General features: G+C 55.9%; 21 protein-coding genes. 16 read left to right on the top strand and 5 right to left on the bottom strand.

The genetic code is table 11. From position 1 onward, the window contains the following. Nucleotides 1-47 precede the first annotated feature (47 nt). Nucleotides 48-233, bottom strand: coding sequence for a hypothetical protein (locus tag PVA01S_RS04270; RefSeq protein WP_054799655.1), 186 nt, complete (start codon nt 231-233; stop codon nt 48-50). 90 nt (nt 234-323) lie between these two features. Next, nucleotides 324-653, bottom strand: a complete 330-nt coding sequence (locus tag PVA01S_RS04265; protein WP_127605469.1) for a hypothetical protein — start codon at nt 651-653, stop codon at nt 324-326. A gap of 213 nt (nt 654-866) precedes the next feature. Between PVA01S_RS04265 and PVA01S_RS04260 the strand changes: the two genes are divergently transcribed. After that, nucleotides 867-1,223 (top strand): carboxymuconolactone decarboxylase family protein, encoded by a 357-nt coding sequence (locus PVA01S_RS04260; protein ID WP_054795183.1) that lies wholly within the window; start codon nt 867-869, stop codon nt 1,221-1,223. A gap of 133 nt (nt 1,224-1,356) precedes the next feature. Here the strand turns inward: PVA01S_RS04260 and PVA01S_RS04255 are convergent, their stop codons facing one another. Beyond that, on the bottom strand, nt 1,357-1,626 hold the full coding sequence (locus tag PVA01S_RS04255; RefSeq protein WP_127605467.1) for a DUF2627 domain-containing protein: 270 nt from the start codon (nt 1,624-1,626) through the stop codon (nt 1,357-1,359). Nucleotides 1,627-1,771: 145 nt separating this feature from the next. Here PVA01S_RS04255 and lpdA point away from each other — a divergent pair, with 145 nt between their 5' ends. The 4 genes from lpdA to PVA01S_RS04235 all read left to right on the top strand — a co-directional run bounded on the left by lpdA (nt 1,772) and on the right by PVA01S_RS04235 (nt 6,782). Next, nucleotides 1,772-3,193 carry a dihydrolipoyl dehydrogenase gene (gene lpdA / locus PVA01S_RS04250; RefSeq protein ID WP_127605465.1) on the top strand — a complete coding sequence of 474 codons (1,422 nt, stop codon included), beginning with the start codon at nt 1,772-1,774 and terminating at the stop codon, nt 3,191-3,193. Nucleotides 3,194-3,333: 140 nt separating this feature from the next. Further along, nucleotides 3,334-4,347, top strand: coding sequence for a thiamine pyrophosphate-dependent dehydrogenase E1 component subunit alpha (locus tag PVA01S_RS04245; protein WP_127605463.1), 1,014 nt, complete (start codon nt 3,334-3,336; stop codon nt 4,345-4,347). Further along, a complete protein-coding gene (locus PVA01S_RS04240) occupies nt 4,347-5,327 on the top strand; it encodes an alpha-ketoacid dehydrogenase subunit beta (protein WP_127605461.1) in 981 nt (326 codons plus the stop codon). Before PVA01S_RS04245 ends, PVA01S_RS04240 begins: the two co-directional genes overlap by 1 nt. A gap of 72 nt (nt 5,328-5,399) precedes the next feature. Then, entirely contained in the window at nt 5,400-6,782 is a 1,383-nt protein-coding gene (locus PVA01S_RS04235; protein WP_127605459.1) for a dihydrolipoamide acetyltransferase family protein, read from the top strand. Nucleotides 6,783-6,785: 3 nt separating this feature from the next. On the opposite strand, the gene prli42 is transcribed toward PVA01S_RS04235, so the two are convergent. After that, entirely contained in the window at nt 6,786-6,881 is a 96-nt protein-coding gene (gene prli42 / locus PVA01S_RS26460) for a stressosome-associated protein Prli42 (protein WP_155614814.1), read from the bottom strand. 72 nt (nt 6,882-6,953) lie between these two features. Here prli42 and PVA01S_RS04230 point away from each other — a divergent pair, with 72 nt between their 5' ends. Beyond that, nucleotides 6,954-8,090 carry a M20/M25/M40 family metallo-hydrolase gene (locus PVA01S_RS04230; protein WP_127605457.1) on the top strand — a complete coding sequence of 379 codons (1,137 nt, stop codon included), beginning with the start codon at nt 6,954-6,956 and terminating at the stop codon, nt 8,088-8,090. Nucleotides 8,091-8,212: 122 nt separating this feature from the next. On the opposite strand, the gene mciZ is transcribed toward PVA01S_RS04230, so the two are convergent. After that, nucleotides 8,213-8,431 carry a Z-ring formation inhibitor MciZ gene (mciZ, locus tag PVA01S_RS04225; RefSeq protein WP_127605455.1) on the bottom strand — a complete coding sequence of 73 codons (219 nt, stop codon included), beginning with the start codon at nt 8,429-8,431 and terminating at the stop codon, nt 8,213-8,215. A gap of 152 nt (nt 8,432-8,583) precedes the next feature. Here mciZ and PVA01S_RS04220 point away from each other — a divergent pair, with 152 nt between their 5' ends. From PVA01S_RS04220 to PVA01S_RS04175, 10 genes are all read left to right on the top strand, one after another. Then, nucleotides 8,584-9,150 carry an NUDIX hydrolase gene (locus tag PVA01S_RS04220; protein ID WP_127605709.1) on the top strand — a complete coding sequence of 189 codons (567 nt, stop codon included), beginning with the start codon at nt 8,584-8,586 and terminating at the stop codon, nt 9,148-9,150. Nucleotide 9,151: 1 nt separating this feature from the next. Continuing rightward, nucleotides 9,152-10,336, top strand: coding sequence for an endonuclease Q family protein (locus tag PVA01S_RS04215; protein ID WP_127605453.1), 1,185 nt, complete (start codon nt 9,152-9,154; stop codon nt 10,334-10,336). Nucleotides 10,337-10,398: 62 nt separating this feature from the next. Then, on the top strand, nt 10,399-11,046 hold the full coding sequence (spoIIM, locus tag PVA01S_RS04210) for a stage II sporulation protein M (protein ID WP_127605451.1): 648 nt from the start codon (nt 10,399-10,401) through the stop codon (nt 11,044-11,046). Between the two features lie 119 nt (nt 11,047-11,165). Further along, nucleotides 11,166-11,615: a ferric iron uptake transcriptional regulator gene (gene fur / locus PVA01S_RS04205; RefSeq protein ID WP_127605449.1), complete on the top strand. Its 450-nt coding sequence runs from the start codon at nt 11,166-11,168 to the stop codon at nt 11,613-11,615. A 120-nt stretch (nt 11,616-11,735) separates the two neighbouring features. After that, nucleotides 11,736-12,860, top strand: a complete 1,125-nt coding sequence (gene ald, locus PVA01S_RS04200; protein WP_127605447.1) for an alanine dehydrogenase — start codon at nt 11,736-11,738, stop codon at nt 12,858-12,860. 121 nt (nt 12,861-12,981) lie between these two features. Then, the gene (locus PVA01S_RS04195) at nt 12,982-13,224 is read left to right on the top strand and encodes a DUF4227 family protein (protein ID WP_127605444.1); all 243 of its coding nucleotides are present in this window, start codon (nt 12,982-12,984) and stop codon (nt 13,222-13,224) included. 174 nt (nt 13,225-13,398) lie between these two features. Next, the gene (xerD, locus tag PVA01S_RS04190) at nt 13,399-14,298 is read left to right on the top strand and encodes a site-specific tyrosine recombinase XerD (protein ID WP_127605442.1); all 900 of its coding nucleotides are present in this window, start codon (nt 13,399-13,401) and stop codon (nt 14,296-14,298) included. Nucleotides 14,299-14,416: 118 nt separating this feature from the next. After that, nucleotides 14,417-15,592 carry a phosphopentomutase gene (gene deoB, locus PVA01S_RS04185; RefSeq protein WP_127605440.1) on the top strand — a complete coding sequence of 392 codons (1,176 nt, stop codon included), beginning with the start codon at nt 14,417-14,419 and terminating at the stop codon, nt 15,590-15,592. Nucleotides 15,593-15,631: 39 nt separating this feature from the next. Next, nucleotides 15,632-16,459 (top strand): purine-nucleoside phosphorylase, encoded by an 828-nt coding sequence (locus PVA01S_RS04180; protein WP_127605438.1) that lies wholly within the window; start codon nt 15,632-15,634, stop codon nt 16,457-16,459. A gap of 44 nt (nt 16,460-16,503) precedes the next feature. After that, nucleotides 16,504-17,358 carry a purine-nucleoside phosphorylase gene (locus PVA01S_RS04175; RefSeq protein WP_127605436.1) on the top strand — a complete coding sequence of 285 codons (855 nt, stop codon included), beginning with the start codon at nt 16,504-16,506 and terminating at the stop codon, nt 17,356-17,358. The last annotated feature ends 239 nt before the right edge of the window (nt 17,359-17,597 follow it).

Below are 17,597 nucleotides of genomic sequence, written 5' to 3'. Positions count from 1 at the left end.
AAAAGTGTGCTTTCTCGATATCTGGAGCGTAGGCTTTCGTTAACGAATTACGGGCGAATTTCGCATTTATTTTTGATAAAGCGAATTTGATTTTCCAGCCTGTTGATCGTATCGGTTGTCTCTTGATCCGGGTTACCGGAAGTTTGCTGAAGCGATTCAAGTTCCTGCTGAAGCTCGTGAAGATCTTGACCGGCATTGGCACAATTGTAGGAGCTCTCAAGCTGATTCAACATACAGATAGTAACCTCCATCCTCGAACATCGTAAGTGACGACTTTAGTATGGAACAGCGCGAGGCCGGCTATGCCTGCGAAGCGCAGGCAATTACAGGATCGGATGACTCTTCTGCTGAAGCGATTGCTCTTGTCTTCCTTCTTCCCGGTAGATGGTTTCGGCCCAGTCCAACCAGCCTTCGGGCAAACGGTTCTTGATCATTGCTTGCATATCTGGGTTGTCTATGTTGGAAGAAGCTAAGTCATAAATCAACTTCTCATAAGTTTGTAACATCGCATCGAAATCCATGCCGACATCTTCCATCAACAGTTCCTTGATTGCGCGATCATTATCGTTGAAGTCGCGGTAGATCAAGCCATCATAAATTTCCGTAATCAGACCGTTCTGAACACGAACAATTTTTTGGCATATCTTTTGCATTGAATCTACTCCTTGAGCTGGAATAAATTTCATTATACCATACGGAATTGCTCGGAAGGTGTACAATTTTGTAAGTATTTTCTTTTTTTATCCATTCATTCAGAGGGTATACGGGCCTTTTAACCTGGGCAATGTAACAAAAGTGGTGTTTATGACAATTGGCGTCGAACGGACTCGGCGCAAGTATGCGAGGTAGGGAGGCTGACGAGCACAATGGAGCAAGCCCATTCAGACCCAAAAGTGGATTCGTATAAAATCGGAGTAGGCCGCATACAGGAACTGATGCCGACGATGGTCGAGGCATACCATAATTTCACCGGGATCTGTTTCGATCCGGGCGCGCTTGAAGCAAAGCATAAACAATTGATAGCACTGGGCATCAGCCTGTTCGCCAACAACGAAGTATGCACGTATTATCATGTGCAGGAAGCGATTGCCTCGGGAGCTTCACAGCAAGAAGTTATGGAGGCGATGGCGGTCGCTTCGGCGGTGGGCAGCGGTCATACGCTATCGCAGGGCGCGACAAGGGTACAGCAGGCGCTGGAGACGTTAACGGCGGGTACGCAATAAATTTGCTCCGGCGAGAAGGCGTGAGCTGTTCAAGCCATTCGCCGGCTGTTGTCCGGTAGGCCAGGAGCTGAAGGTAAATAAATAAAGCTCTCCCAAGAACGGAGAGCTTTATCCGGTGTAGATAGGCGCGCGCCTATCTCTTTTTGCGTTTTTGCCGGAAACGGGGGGCGACATAATTGCGTTTACGATCGCGGAAAAAAATCCAACCGCCGATAAAAGCGACGCCCAGACCGAATAAAATAAACCCGAGGGCCAATTTCCACCACAGGATACCCGCATCGCCGTCATTGACGTCGAATTGAGCGAACCAAGCGTCTTTCATGGCCAAAAATCCGTACGTTGCCATGAACCCGGGAATGACAAGCAAGAGAATGGCAATAAATCGTTGAAATACGGCGTTCATTTGCAGCTCCTTCAATCGGTAATACGCGTTTACCCTTACGTTATCACATTTCGTGCAACAATTCATGTCAATTCACAAATTGGACTATATTTCTTCGGTAAAATAAGGTTAAAATATAAGAATCATAGATTTGGGAGGTATCGAGATGTCGCAAGTTTTTGATACGATCGTTCTCGGTGGCGGGATCGGCGGGTACTCCGCGGCCATTCGGGCGTCTCAACTGGGAAAGACGGTGGCGATCGTTGAGCAGGACAAGCTGGGGGGAACGTGCTTGCACCGCGGCTGCATCCCAAGCAAAGCGCTGCTGCGCAGCGCGGAAGTGTACGCGCTCATGAAGGAAAGCGATCGTTTCGGCATTCAAGCCGAAGCCGTCCGGCTCGATTATGCGAAAATATCCGATAGAAAAAATTCAATTGTGGATCAACTGTATCAAGGTCTGCAATTTCTAATGAAAAAAAATAAGATTACGGTTTTTAATGGGAAAGGCCGCATTATCGGACCTTCCATTTTCTCTCCGCGCAGCGGCACCGTTTCCGTGGAGCAGGAAGATGGCGAGATTTTGAATCTTGTTCCGGATAAGCTGATCATCGCCACGGGCTCACGACCGCGTACGCTGCCGGGACTCGAAACGGACGGCGTTACCGTGCTGAACAGCGACGAAGCGCTGCAGCTCGAAGCTTTGCCGGCCTCGGCGATCATTATCGGCGGAGGAGTCATCGGCGTAGAATGGGCATCGATGCTGAGCGACTTCGGGGTCGAGGTGACGATTGTCGAATACGCGCCGAGATTGCTGCCTTCCGAGGATGAAGACGCGTCGCGCGAACTGGAGAAGCTTTTGAAGAAGCGCGGCGTTACGATCTATACGGGTGCGAAGGTGCAGACGGAATCGGTCGTTCGAGGAGCCAAGCAGGTGACCATCAGCATCGAGCAGCGGGAAACTACGCAGGAGCTGACGGCACAGTTGGCGCTCGTATGCGTAGGCCGGCAGGCGAATATCGAAGGCATCGGACTTCAGAATACGGATGTCAAGGTAGAGAACGGCTTCATTAAAGTCAATGAAGACATGCAAACGGCCGAACTTCATATTTACGCCGTCGGCGATTGTATCGGCGGGCTGCAGCTGGCCCATGCCGCTGCGCACGAAGGCATTGCCGCAGCGGAGCACGGGGCAGGACTGCCCACGCATGCTTACGCCCCGCATCAAGTGCCGCGCTGTGTGTATTCGCGTCCGGAGATCGCCAGCATTGGCTATACCGAACGGGAAGCGCGAGAGCAGGGGCGTCAGGTGAAGACAGCGAAGCTGTATTTTCAAGGGCTCGGCAAGGCACGGGTGCTCGGCGAAACGGACGGATTCGTGAAGGTCGTGGCCGACGAGGAAAGCGGCGATATCGTCGGCGTGCATATGATTGGCGCCCACGTGACCGATTACATCGCGGAGGCGGCGCTGGCGCAATTGCTGAATGCAACGCCTTGGGAAGTGGGGCAGACGATTCATCCGCATCCGACATTGTCCGAAATTTTAGGGGAAGCGATGCTTGCCGTTGACGGCAAATCGATCAGTTTTTAACGCGGAAAAATTGTGTTCATATTCCAATCCGTTTATAATATAAATATAGCGTCAAGTATTAGCACCTGGTTATAATAATAGCTGCTGATCGCAGTTGATGACGCCTATATGCATTCGATAACGGAGGAGGCGTTTGCCCCATGTCCATCGGACAAATGACGAGACACCGACAGCTCGGCTTGACGGATCAACAAGTCATCGAGATGTATACATACATGCTGAAAGCGCGCATGTTCGACGAGCGCGGATTTCTGCTGCAGCGCTCCGGGAAAATCGCGTTCCACGTTTCCGGCATCGGTCAAGAGACGGCGCAGGTGGCGGCTGCTTACGCCTTGGAGCGGGGGACGGATTATTTCCTCCCGTATTACCGCGATTACGGCTTCGTGTTAACGGCGGGCATGACGCTGCGGGAGCTGCTGCTGTCCGTCTTCGCCAAAGCCGAGGACCCGAACAGCGGCGGCCGGCAAATGCCGGGGCACTTCAGCCATAAGAAGCTGAACATCGTGACCGGGTCCAGTCCCGTGACGACGCAAGTGCCGCACGCGGTCGGGTTTGCCTTGGCGGCGAAGATGAAACGCAAATCGTTCGTCTCGTTCGTGACATTCGGAGACGGATCGAGCAATCAGGGCGACTTCCATGAAGGCTGCAACTTTGCGGGCGTTAACAAGCTGCCGGTCATCTTCATGTGCGAGAACAACCAATATGCGATTTCCGTGCCGCTGCACAAGCAAACCGCAGGCAGCATTGCGGAACGTGCCGCGGGCTACGGATTCCCCGGCGTCAAGGTGGACGGCCGGGATGCGCTTGAGGTGTACCGCGTCGTGAAAGAAGCGAGGGAGCGGGCGCTGCGCGGCGAAGGGCCGACCTTGATCGAAGCGGTCATGTACCGCATCCCGCCGCATTCGACGTCGGATAACGATCTGCTGTACCGTACCCAGGAAGAAGTGGATATGAACCGGGCGCAGGACGGTTTGCCGAGATTCCGGCAATACTTGGTCGATTGCGGCGTGTGGTCCGAAGAGCAGGAAGCCGCGCTTGCGGAAGAGATTAAGAAAGAGCTGGTCGAAGCGACGAACTATGCCGAGCAGGCGCCTTATCCGCAACCCGAAGATACGCTGCGGCACGTATACGGCGAACAGGGAGGCGAAGCATAATGGCGGTTATTACTTATCTGGAAGCGATCCGGACGGCGATGAAGGAAGAGATGGAGCGCGACGACAACGTGTTCGTGCTCGGCGAAGACGTCGGCAAGGGTGGCGTTATGAACGCGACCAAAGGGCTCCGCGATCAATTCGGCGAAGAGCGGGTGATGGATACCCCGCTGGCCGAATCGGCGATAGCGGGCGTGGCGATCGGCGCGGCCATGTACGGCATGAAGCCGGTTGCGGAGATGCAGTACGCCGACTTCATCTTCCCGGCTACGAACCAGATTATTAGCGAGGCGGCGCTGATTCGTTACCGTTCGAACAACGATTGGAACTGTCCGGTCGTGATCCGGGCACCCTACGGGGCTACGGGCGGGGGCGCGCTGTATCACTCGCAATGTCCCGAGGGCGTGTTCTTCGGCATACCGGGGTTGAAAATCGTTGCCCCGTCCGATCCGTACGATGCGAAGGGTTTATTGAAAGCGGCGATCCGCGATGATGATCCGGTCTTATATTTTGAACATAAGAAGTGTTACCTGGGCATTACGGGTGAAGTGCCGGAGGACGATTATATCGTGCCGATCGGCAAAGCGAAGGTGAAGCGCGAAGGGACCGATATTACGGTCATTTCGTACGGGATTACCGTGCAGTATGCGCTGCGGGCCGCCGAGGAGCTGGCGAAAGAGGGGATCAGCGCGCACGTGCTCGATCTGCGGACGCTGCAGCCGCTCGATAAGGAAGCGGTGCTGGGGGCGGCAAGCCGTACGGGCAAGGTGCTGATTGTGCACGAAGACAACAAGACCGGCGGCGTCGGAGCGGAAGTATCCGCGTTGATCGCCGAAGAGCTGTTGTTCGAGCTCGATGCGCCGATCATGCGGTTATGCGGCCCGGATGTGCCGGCGGTTGGCATGAACCCGCCGATGGAGAAGTTTTTCTTGCTCAATACGGATAAAATCAAAGACGCTATGCGAAAATTGGCCTTGTTCTAGCGCGGAATGGCCGAAATGACGGGCGGCCGGGCTTCGAAGCCAACGGCCGCCGAAGCTTTGGGGGGAAGCAGCATGCAAGAAAATCGGAAGGGGACCGAAGTGACCGTTCCCCATTTGGCGGAAAGCCTGGTCTCGGCGACGGTCGGCAAATGGTTGAAAAAACCGGGCGATTATATCGAGCAATACGATGTGTTGTGCGAATTGATTACGGAGAAGGTAACGGTGGAGATGCCGTCTCCGGTCGAAGGGACGCTCGTCCGGCTGCTTGTGGACAATGGCGCCACGGCGGCTGTCGGTGCGCCGATTTGCATTATTGAGGAGCCAGCGGCAGACGGCGCAGCGGGAAGCGCCGCACCTTCGCAAGGTCAAGCGGCTGTGAGCGCGGCAAGCGCGAGCGGTCCGACCGGCTCGGGGATGAGTGGTCGTTACTCCCCTGCAGTGCTGAAGCTGGCGGGCGAACACCGGATTGACCTGACGCAAGTGCAGGGAACCGGCCTTGGCGGCCGTATTACCCGCAAGGACGTCCAAGCTTTCGCAGTGGCCGGCGGCGCACAAGGCGCGCCGAGGCAGAACGAAAGAACCCCGGCGCCTCCAGCGACAGAGGCCGAAGTGAACCGGGCTGCGGCTGCGGCCGCGGCGATGGACGGCGTCTTCATGGCAACGCCTCCGAAGGTTTCGGTCCGCTCTTCGGGCCTGCATTTATCGGAAAATCCGCCGCTGCCGAACATCGAGGTCGAAGGCCAGAAGCTGAAAGGCCGCGGCGAATATTTAATCGACGTGACGCCGATTCGCAGCGCTATCGCGAGCAAGATGCGGCAAAGCAAGACGGAAATTCCGCACGCCTGGATGATGATCGAGGTAGACGTGACGAATCTCGTCCTGCTGCGCAACAAGCTGAAGGATGAGTTCATGAAACAGGAAGGCATCAACCTGACGTACCTGGCCTTCCTGATAAAAGCTGTCGTCAATGCGATTAAGGACTATCCGATTATCAACTCCGTGTGGGCGACCGATAAAATCATCGTCAAACGCGACATCAACATTTCGCTTGCCGTCGGTACCGAAGATTTCCTCGTGACGCCGGTCATCAAGAAGGCCGATCAGATGAACATCGCCGGCCTCGCCCGCGAGATCGACGGGCTGACCCGCCGGGCGAGAACCGGCAAGCTGTCGCTCGACGAAATGCAAGGCGGTACGTTTACGGTGAACAATACGGGCTCGTTCGGTTCGATCATGTCGTATCCGGTTATCAATTATCCGCAAGCGGCTATCCTATCGTTCGAATCGATCGTCAAGAGGCCCGTGGTCATTCAAGACATGATCGCCGTCCGTTCGATGGTGAACTTATGCTTGTCGCTCGACCACCGTATTTTGGACGGCATCATTTGCGGCCGTTTCCTGCAGCGCGTGAAAGAGAACCTGGAAGGCTACAACCAGGACACGAAAGTGTATTAGGATTTAAAGAAAGCTGCTGATCGTCAGGAGCACGGTGGACAATACCATAGTGATCAAGGTTACATAAATGACGATTTTGAAAATTAACTTATTCTGCAAGCGTCTCAGCTCCTCTTTATGGGAATACTCATCCTAACCATTTTAACTCATTTCGCACAATGGAGGAAAGATATGATACAGCAAAACCGGTTGGTTGCGGAGTTTTTGGAATTGGTGCAAATCGACAGCGAGACGCGGCATGAGCAGGAAATCAGCAAGGTGCTGAAGCAAAAGTTTACCTCTTACGGGTTGACCGTGAAGGAAGACGACTCGGCGGCCAAGACCGGCCACGGCTCGAATAACTTGTTCTTTACACTGGCTGCGACTTCGAGCAAGCCTCTGCCGAAGCTGTTCTTCACTTCTCATATGGATACGGTGACGCCAGGTCGAGGCATTAAGCCGCAAATCGGGGAAGACGGCTACATCCGGAGCGACGGGACGACGATCCTCGGAGCCGACGATAAAGCCGGACTGGCCGCAATGCTGGAGACGATTCGCGTGCTGAAAGAGAACAGCATCGAGCACGGGCAAATCCAGTTTGCTATTACGGCGGGCGAAGAGGCGGGGCTTAAAGGCTCGCGCGCTATGGATCCGAAGTACCTGGATGCGGATTTCGGCTACGCGCTGGATTCGAACGGGACGATCGGCGATATCGCGGTAGCGGCGCCGACGCAGGCGAAAATTAACATCACCTTTTGGGGCCGTTCGGCGCATGCGGGCGTGAACCCGGAGGACGGGGTGAGCGCGATTACGGTCGCAAGCAAAGCCATTTCGCGTATGAAGCTCGGCCGTATCGATAAAGAAACGACCGCGAACATCGGCCGTTTCGAGGGCGGTGTTGAGGGCGCAACGAATATCGTCGTTGAGCGGGTGAAGCTGGAGGCGGAAGCGCGAAGCTTAACGCAGGAGCGGATGAACGAGCAGGTCGAGAGCATGCGCGCCGCCTGCCAAAGCGCCGCCGACGAGATGGGCGCGAAGCTCGATTTCCAGAGCGAGGTCATCTATCCCGCGTACAAGTATGACGAAACGGCGCCGGTCGTGAAGCTTGCCATGTCGGCGTTGTCCAAAGTCGGCTGCACGCCGAGAACGTTTCATTCCGGCGGCGGCAGCGACGCCAACGTGTTCAACGGCTTCGGCATTCCGACCGTGAACCTGGCCGTCGGCTACCTGGACATTCATACGACGAAGGAACGCATCGCGATCAGCGATTTGGTCAAAACGACCGAGGCGGTCGTCGCCATCGTACGGGAAGTGGCCGGCCGCGGTTAGCAGGGATAAGGGAAGCCCGGAACGGACTGCTCGTTCAGTAGATGAAAATACATGAAATCGCCGCATACCTCGGTATGACGGCGATTTTTTTTGCTGCCGGTGAACAGGCCGATGGGATGAGATTATCGCGCTTTGCCAACGAGCGTGAGGTTCGTAGACAGATTGGACCATCGGCGGGCTTTCAGGCTCCGTTTACGACCCGGCTTCACGATGTTCCCGCCGAGAAATTCGTGCAGCGTCGCCGATGTGCCGGAGCGTTCCAGCAACGTTTTCAAGTAACGCCGAATTTCCCAGCCTTTACCCACAAGTCGAAGGTGCCCGTCTGCCGCATATATTTTCATAGAGATTCACCTGGCTTTCATAGTTTTATAGTACAACCTATGCGAAGCTTTCAGCGAATATGACCGGGTCTTTTTTGACCGGAGGAGCTAACATGGGGTACATTGGACGTATGCGAATCATTACCCTGAATGAAAAGAGAGGAATCGATCCGATGACATCATCCTTCCCCAAAAAATTTGAAGAAGTCACCCTGTCCACCAAGCCGATTTTCCAAGGAAAAATCATCTCGCTGCAGGTCGATACGGTACGGCTGCCGGACGGCGGCGAATCGACGCGTGAAATCGTCAGGCACCCCGGGGCGGTAGCCGTACTCGCCATTACGCCGGACGATCGCATGGTCGTCGTTGAGCAGTACCGCAAGCCGCTGGAGAAGAGCCAGGTGGAAATACCGGCCGGCAAGCTGGACGGCGGCGAGGACCCGCTGACGGCGGCGGGACGCGAACTGGAGGAAGAAACGGGTTATACCGCAGGCTCGCTTCGACATGTAGCATCCTTCTACACGTCGCCCGGTTTTGCCGACGAAATCCTGCATCTGTACGTGGCGGAGCAGCTCGTGACCGGAGAAGCCAAGCCGGACGAGGACGAGTTCCTTGAGATGGAGGCGATTACGCTGGAGGAAGCACAGCAATATATCCGCGAGGGGCGAATCAGCGACGCCAAGACGATATTGGCCGTTTACGCTTGGCATTTGTACAAGCTGACCGGGAAGTTTCAATAAGATGAGCCTGAACGCGTACTACGCCGATCTTCATATTCACATCGGCAGGACGGAAGCCGGTCAAGCAGTAAAGATCAGCGCGGCGAACAACCTGACTTTCTATAACATCGCACGCGAGGCGTCGGCTCGCAAAGGCATGGATGTGGTCGGCATCATCGATTGCCACTCGCCGGGGGTGCAGGCGGAGATGCTGCATTATCTGGACAAAGGGGATATGGAAGAGCTGAAGGAAGGCGGCATTCGTTACCATCAGACGACGATTCTGCTGGGCTGCGAGCTGGAGGTGCGGGATCCCGGGATGAAAGCCGCTCATCTGATCGCTTACTTTCCCGCCCTGTCGGACATGCAGGCGTTCACCGCCTGGCTGCGCAAGCATATGAAGAACGTGCAGCTCAGCTCGCAGCGCCTCTACGTTCCCGCCCGGGAGCTGCAGCGGGAAGTGATCGACCGCGGCGGGCTGCTCGTGCCGGCACACATTTTCACCCCGCACAAAAGCGTCTACGGCAGCTGCTGCGCGCGTCTGAACGAGCTGCTCGACCCGGACGGCATTGCCGCCGTCGAGCTTGGGCTGAGCGCTGACACGACGATGGCGGCTCACATCGGGGAACTCGACCGGTACACGTTCCTGACGAACTCGGACGCGCATTCCTTACCCAAGATCGGCCGGGAGTACAACAAGCTTCAGCTTGCGGAGCCTACGTTCACGGAGTTTCGGCAGGCTCTTGAAGGCTTGAACGGCCGCCGGGTGCTGGCCAATTACGGGCTGAATCCCCGGCTCGGGAAATATCACCGGACTTACTGCGGCAGCTGCGAGTCGATCATCGACGAGCGGGGTGAGTCTGTGGTCGAGCGCTGCATCTATTGCGGCAGCACGAAGATCGTTCGCGGCGTTATGGACCGAATACTTGCGATCGCGGACCGTGAAACGCCCCTTGCACCGACCGGCCGTCCGCCCTATATCTACCAAGTGCCGCTTGAATACATCCCTGGACTCGGCCCCAAGACGCTCGCCAAGCTTCTTGACCGGTTCGGGACGGAGATGAACATGCTGCACCGCACCTCCTACCAAGAGCTGGCCGAAGCGGCCGGCGAATCGATCGCCGGCTATTTGCTTGCAGCCCGGACCGGAGAGCTTGAGCTCGAGACGGGCGGCGGCGGGAAATACGGCAAAGTAAAAACCGAATGAACGGCATAAAGCCCTTCCTTTGCGCATAGGTTGTACTATTCGGACAAGGGGGGCTTGGCAGCATGACGCGGAATCGCTCGCTCGAGCACTATATGAAGGAACATTTGTCGCTCTACATTTTCGTTGGCGTCATATTTGTAACCGGGGTTGTGTTCGGCGCCGTCATGGTGAACGCGCTGTCGCTGGAGCAGAAGCAGGAGATTACGCGATATTTAAGCAACTTTTTCTCGATCGTGGATCAAGGGATGCTGGTCGGCGAAGCGCCGAACTCGTTCAGAGAGACACTGTCTTTGCATATGAAGTGGGTGCTGATCATCTGGCTGCTGGGCATGTCGGTCATCGGGCTGCCGCTGATCCTCATCCTGGACTTCCTGAAGGGCGTATTGATCGGCTTCACCGTCGGGTATATGGTCGGTACCCTGTCGTGGCACGGACTGCTGTTCGCGCTCGTCTCCGTCGTTCCGCAAAACCTGATCGTCATTCCGGTCCTTATCGTATGCAGCGTAACCGCGATCGCGTTCTCCGTTCGTCTGGTGAAGAACCGGTTCATTCAGAAAAAAGGGGCGCTGTTCGAGCCGCTGCTGCGCTTCACCAGCGTTGCTGCGGCATCCGGGGTGCTGATGGTCGGCGTTGCACTGTTCGAGGCCTATCTGTCACCGGCTATGATGCAGTGGGTCACTCCGATGCTCGTGACGGTGGGTGCGGGCTAAAAGACGTTTGACTTTCCTGTATTTCTCCTCCTATAATGTAAGCATAACGTTATCATTAGCGAATCCGCGCCATTGGAAGGCAGCCTAAGCGGATTGATGGCAGCCGTAGGGGGAGGAGCATGGAATCTCGCATTGAAAAAATCAAACAACAACTGCAATCGCAGGGCTATAAATTGACACCTCAACGCGAAGCGACGGTACGGGTTTTACTTGAGAACGAAGAGGATCATCTAAGCGCCGAGGATGTCTTTATGCTCGTCAAAGATAAAGCTCCCGAGATCGGTCTTGCCACCGTTTACCGCACGTTGGAGTTGCTCAGCGAATTGCATGTCGTGGAGAAAATGAACTTCGGGGACGGAGTTGCCCGTTACGATCTGCGCAATGAAAGCACTCATCATCATCATCACCATTTGATTTGCGTGCAATGCGGAACGGTGGACGAGATTATGGAAGACTGGCTCGGGGAGCTGGAAGAGCGGCTTGAGCGGGATTACGGCTTCCAGGTGCTGGATCACCGGCTTGACTTTCAAGGTATTTGTCACCGGTGCAAGGGCAAAAACAAATCGTAAACAAACAAACCTTCGGCTTGATTATCAGCAAGCGGAGGTTTTTTTGCATGCTTGTTTCATGAATATGCGATCTTTGGCACACGCTAAACCTGGGATAGACTAATGCGGGAGGCGATGGAGATGATCATCGGAGTTCCGAAAGAGATAAAAAATAACGAAAACCGGGTCGCCCTGACGCCCGGAGGGGCGGCGATGCTGACGGCAAACGGCCATCAAGTGTTGATAGAAGCGGGCGCAGGCGCAGGGAGCGGCTTCTCGGACGACGATTACGCCAAGGAAGGAGCCGAGATCGTTCCGGAGACGGCGGACGTCTGGGGTCGCGCCGATATGATCATGAAGGTCAAGGAACCGCTTCCGAGTGAGTTCGGGTATTTCCGCGAAGGCTTAACGCTGTTCACGTACTTGCATTTGGCGGCCGAGCCTCGCTTGACGGAGGCGCTCGTCCAAAGCAAAATGACGTCGATCGCTTACGAAACCATCCAACTGCCGAACGGCGGCTTACCGCTGCTGACCCCGATGAGCGAAGTGGCCGGACGCATGTCGGTGCAGGTCGGCGCGCAATTTTTGGAGCAGTTTTACGGCGGCAGGGGCATCCTGCTCGGCGGCGTGCCGGGCGTGCCGCCGGCGGATGTGATCATACTGGGTGGCGGCATCGTCGGCACGAACGCCGCCAAAATTGCGCTCGGGATGGGAGCGAACGTCGTTGTGATCGAACGGAGCGCGGAACGTCTGCGCTACTTGGATGACGTCTTCCACGGCCGCATCCGGACGCTGATGTCGAACCCTTACCATATTGCCAATGCCGTCCAGAAAGCCGATTTGTTGATCGGCGCCGTCTTGATACCTGGCGCGAAGGCGCCGAAGCTTGTGACGGAAGACATGGTCAGAACGATGAAGCCCGGCGCTGTTATCGTCGATGTGGCTGTCGATCAGGGCGGATCGATCGCGACGGTGGACCGGGTGACGACACATAGCGAGCCGACCTACGAGAAGCACGGCGTGATCCACTACGCAGTCGCGAATATGCCGGGAGCGGTGCCGCGGACGTCGACGCTGGCGCTGACCAACGTGACGATTGCCTATGCGATGGAGATCGCCACCAAAGGCGTCATGCGCGCCCTCTACGCCAATCCGCCGCTTAAGCATGGCGTAAACACCTATCAGGGGCATGTGACCTATGCGGCGGTGGCCGAAGCCGTAGGCCTGCCTTATACCGGGCTGGACGCGCTGCTGCCGATCAGTTAAGCGAGTGGCCCGTTTCGGCCGCCGGTTCGACATAAATGACGACGAAAGATCATAGCCTACTCTTAGGAGGCGTCTTTCGGCTTGCGAAGCCGGACAACCGTCTTCAGAAGGAGGGAACGCTGTGATCTTTCATTTTCGTATCGGCAAGTGGATCGAGCGGCTGCGCTTCGGGCTGCTTTTTGTCGTGTTTACGTTTGCGCTGTATCATCTGCTGCTGATCGTCACGCAGGTGATGGAGCCTATGCCGAAATACAAGGAGCCCGTAGGACGAGCGGTCAAGGTGTTTCAAAGCGACTCCGCGGTTGCCGTCAAGCCGGAGGGCATGGGGGACAGATTGAAGCTTTTTTATTGGATCGGTGAATAAAGGCAGGAAAACGCCCCTTTTGCGTTGAAATTAGTAACAATCGCCATTGGTGCACGAGGATAAACGGCCACGCCGTCCTTGTATGAATAAGGACAAAGCGTTTGTCAAGGTTGATACGCCGTATAAGCCCGTACTTATGCGTCCTTATCAACACATAAAAGGGGATTTGCAGGCATGAGAGAGCAATTGCAGTCATTCATTCGTTTTTTGTGCGACGAGCGGGGACTGGCGCCCAACACGCTGGATTCATACGAGCGCGACATTATGCAGTACCTGGACTATTTGGAAGAGTCCGGGATCGGTTCGCTTGCCGAAACCGGCAAGACGAACTTATCCGGCTATATGCTGCGCTTAAAGCAAAAAGGGAGAGCCGCCGCAACGCAAACCCGCAGCATTATTTCGATTCGCGCCTTCTATCAATTTTTGGTGCGGGAACGGCGCATCGACCACGATCCTTCGCTCCATCTGGAGACGCCGAAGCTGGAGAAAAGGGTGCCTAAAGTGTTGACGGTGCAGGAGATCGGCAGGCTGCTCGATGCTCCGCAAACGGGCTCCCCGAGCGGGATGCGCGATAAGGCGATGCTGGAGGTGCTGTATGCGACGGGAATCCGCGTTTCCGAGCTGATTTCGCTGGATGTGGCCAGCGTGAATCCGGGCTTGGGTTTCATCCGCTGCGTCGGTACAAGCAAGGAACGGATCGTTCCGCTCGGCCGCATCGCCTCCGATTATGTTCAGGCTTATATCGACTCGATGCGGCCGAAGCTGCTGAAGCCGTCCAAAGTCGAAGAGGCGCTGTTCATCAGTCACCTCGGAAGCCGTATGACCCGGCAAGGGTTCTGGAAAATTATGAAGCGTTACGCGCAGGAAGCGGGGATCGAGCAGGAAATAACGCCTCATACGCTGCGTCATTCCTTTGCAACCCATCTGCTGGAGAACGGGGCCGATCTTCGCTCCGTGCAAGAAATGCTCGGGCACGCCGACATCTCGTCCACCCAAATTTACGCGCAAGTGACGCGGGGGAAGATGAAAGAAGTTTACGACCGGACGCATCCCAGAGCGAAAATCGAATCCTGATCGTCACCCGTTCTCTCAGACCGAAGAACGGGTTTCTTGTCGGTTTCGCGCTTTGCAAAGGCAGCAGCGTTTTGCGATAATAGCCGTAGGCTTGTAGCGATACTGGGAGGTGCTGCCATTGACATTCAAACGGATTTGCCTAATCGTACTCGATAGCGTCGGCATAGGAGAACTGCCTGATGCGCCGCGGTTTCAAGATAGCGGTGCACATACGCTCGGCCATATCGCGGAGCGGGTTCCCACATTACACCTGCCGCATATGCGCAAGCTCGGACTCGGCAATATCGCCGAACTTACCGGCATAGAGCCAACCCATACGCCGCAAGGCTATTTCGGCAAAATGGCCGAGGTGTCCGTCGGCAAAGATACGATGACCGGTCATTGGGAAATTATGGGATTGAAAGTCGACATTCCGTTCAACGTCTTTCCGGACGGATTCCCTCCCGAATTGATCGAACGATTCGAGCAGGAAACCGGCCGTAAGGTGATCGGCAACAAGCCGGCCTCCGGCACGGAAATATTGGACGAGCTTGGCGCCGAGCAAATGGAAACCGGCGCTTGGATCGTTTACACGTCGGCGGACAGCGTCTTCCAGCTTGCCGCTCACGAAGAGGTTATCCCGCTGGACGAGCTGTATCGCGCTTGCGAGATCGCCCGCCGCCTTACGCTGGAAGATCCATATGCCGTCGGACGCGTCATCGCCCGTCCGTACATCGGCGAGCCCGGCGCGTTCAAACGTACGCCGAACCGGCACGACTATGCGGTGAAGCCGCCGGCGCCGACGGTTATGAACCGGCTGAAGGAAGCCGGGCTCGACGTGATCGCCGTCGGTAAAATCAACGATATATACTCGGGTGAGGGCGTGACGTCCGCGCAGTCGACGAAGAGCAATCTCGACGGCATCCAGAAGACGATCGAACGTTTGCTGGAGCCGTTCCGAGGCTTGTTATTTACGAACCTGGTCGATTTCGATTCGTTGTACGGACACCGGCGCGATCCGATCGGTTATGCGAGCGCGCTGAACGAATTCGACGAATGGCTGCCAAGGATTATGGAGCAAATCGGGGAAGAGGATCTGCTCATCCTGACGGCGGATCACGGGAACGATCCGATTCATCCCGGTACGGATCATACGCGGGAATACGTGCCGTTGCTGGTGTACAGTCCGGCGTTCAAGCAGCCGGATTCGCTCGGCGTGCGCGCTACGTTCGCCGATGTCGGCGCAACGGTCGCCGATAACTTCGGGGTACCGCTGACAGGGAACGGACAAAGCTTCTTGCAACAGCTGCGTTGATTCAAAAACAGGGTTATTTATGAAGGGAGCCGATTCATCGTGCAACAAATACCTTTGCTGCAAAATATTAAAGAGGCCGCGGCTTACATCCGCGAGAAATACCCGGTGACGCCCGAGGTCGCCCTTATTCTCGGTTCGGGTCTCGGCGTATTGGCCGATCTTGTCGAGGATGCGGTTACGATCCCGTATGAAGAAATCCCGAATTTTCCGGTGTCTACGGTGGAAGGACATGCCGGGGAGCTGCTGCTGGGCACGATCGGCGGACGGCATGTACTGCTCATGAAGGGCCGGTTTCATATGTACGAAGGATACGGTGTGGACACCGTATCGTTCCCGGTGCGCGTCATGAAGGAGCTCGGCGTGCAGAAGCTGCTTGTCACGAATGCGGCGGGGGGCGTGAACACGTCTTATAGCCCGGGCGACTTGATGATCATTCGCGATCATATCAACTTCACGTTCCGCAACCCGCTGATCGGACCGAACTTCGGGGAGCTTGGCGTTCGGTTCCCGGATATGTCCGAGGCGTACAGCCGCAGACTTCGCGAAGTGGCGAAGAGCGTTGCCGCCGAGCAGGGGCTTACGCTGCAGGAGGGCGTATACCTCGGCCTGCTTGGCCCTTCCTATGAGACGCCGGCTGAAATTCGCATGATCCGGACGCTCGGCGGAGACGCCGTCGGCATGTCGACGGTGTCGGAAGTGCTGGTGGCGCGTCATGCAGGCATTGAGGTGCTGGGTTTCTCATGCATCAGCAACATGGCCGCAGGCATTCTCGACCAGCCGCTGTCGCACGAAGAAGTAATCGAAACGACGGAACGCGTAAAACAAACCTTTTTGAAGCTGATCATGGGCATTATCCCGAAGATGTGAGTTCCGGTTAGGCTCGCGACAAAATTCGAAAAGGAGTGGAGAGCATGGACTCGGATTATGTTCAGCACATTCAGGAAGCCGTACAATGGATCAGCGATCAAATCGATCGGCGTCCGCTTGATATCGGGATGGTGTTAGGTTCCGGGCTAGGGGATTTGGCGCATCAGGTCGAGCATCCGGTGACGATTCCATATGACCGGATTCCGCATTTCCCGGTATCGACCGTGGAAGGTCATGCCGGTCAATTCGTGATCGGTCAATTGGAAGGAAAATCGGTCATCGTCATGCAGGGCCGTTTTCATTATTACGAAGGCTATTCGATGAAGAAGGTCGTTTTCCCGATCTATGTGATGAAGCAGCTCGGCGTGCGATCGCTGATTATCACGAATGCGGCGGGGGGAATGAACCGTGAGTTCGCGGCGGGGGATTTGATGCTGATTTCCGATCACTTAAATATGACGGGTGATAATCCGTTAATCGGCATCCATCACCCGGAGCTGGGGGTTCGCTTCCCCGACATGTCGCAAGCCTATAACCGCGAATACCGCCAGCTCGCTAAACGTATCGGCGAGCAGTTGAGCGCGGAGCGGGGAGAGCCGATACGGCTGCAGGAAGGCGTATACGCCGGCATCAGCGGACCGAACTATTTGCCCCCTGCCGAGTTAACGATGCTCGCGAAGCTCGGAGGCGACGCGATCGGCATGTCGACCGTCGGCGAAGTGATCGCGGCCAGTCACGCGGGGTTGCGCGTGCTCGGCATCTCGTGCATCACCGACATGGCGATCGGCGAGGAGCTGGAGCCGTTGACGCATGAGCAGGTAGTAGCCGTGGCCAACCGGACGAAGCCGGTGTTCATTGAACTGGTGAAGCGGTTTGTGAAAGAAGTCGAGCTGTCTTAAGCCGCGCTAACGAATTCAGCACATAGGACAAAAAACACCCGATTCCTGCGATACTGCGGGAATCGGGTGTTTGTCGTGCGGCGCGTTCGCCGTTACTTTGATTTTTTGGAGCCTTTATCGCTGGTGCGGGTCGTCGTGTTCTGATTGGCGTGACCTTGTTGCTTGTCGGACATCGGGAAAACACCTCCTCAGGCGATGTGCTGGTTCAGCAGCATTCGTATTATGCGTTTCGCTTGCCG

The organism is Paenibacillus validus NBRC 15382 (genome assembly GCF_004000985.1).
GTDB classification, from domain to species: Bacteria; Bacillota; Bacilli; order Paenibacillales; family NBRC-103111; genus Paenibacillus_G; species Paenibacillus_G validus.
This window is presented reverse-complemented; position numbering and strand designations above follow the sequence as displayed.